Below are 308 nucleotides of genomic sequence, written 5' to 3'. Positions count from 1 at the left end.
GAAGTTGTTGATAGCTTGGCGGTCGTCGTAACTGATAGCGATGGTACGACAGCTAACGGCACGTTGGATATTTTAATTACCGATACGGCACCAGTTGCGAATGCTGATACAGATGCAACCGATGCTGTTACCAGCGCAACCGGTAATGTTAGAACCGATGTTGGTGGTGCCGATGTGGATGGCGCCGATGCAGCAGCCATTACCGGTGTAGTTGCGGGTACACAAACCGGTGATATCTCCGGCGGCGTTAACACTTCAATTGCAGGTTCGCTGGGTTCCCTAACCCTTCAAGCTGATGGTTCTTACAC

Annotated in this window: 1 protein-coding gene; it reads left to right on the top strand. The window is 51.3% G+C overall.

The window, feature by feature from the left end:
* A partial coding sequence (locus Q1A41_RS20260) for a hypothetical protein (protein WP_299982977.1) occupies positions 1 to 308 on the top strand: 308 nt, incomplete at both ends.

This window comes from uncultured Pseudoteredinibacter sp. (assembly GCF_947502065.1).
In the GTDB taxonomy this organism is placed as follows: domain Bacteria; phylum Pseudomonadota; class Gammaproteobacteria; order Pseudomonadales; family Cellvibrionaceae; genus Pseudoteredinibacter.
The sequence above is the reverse complement of the archived record's forward strand: the minus strand, read 5'-3'. Positions and strand labels throughout refer to the sequence as shown.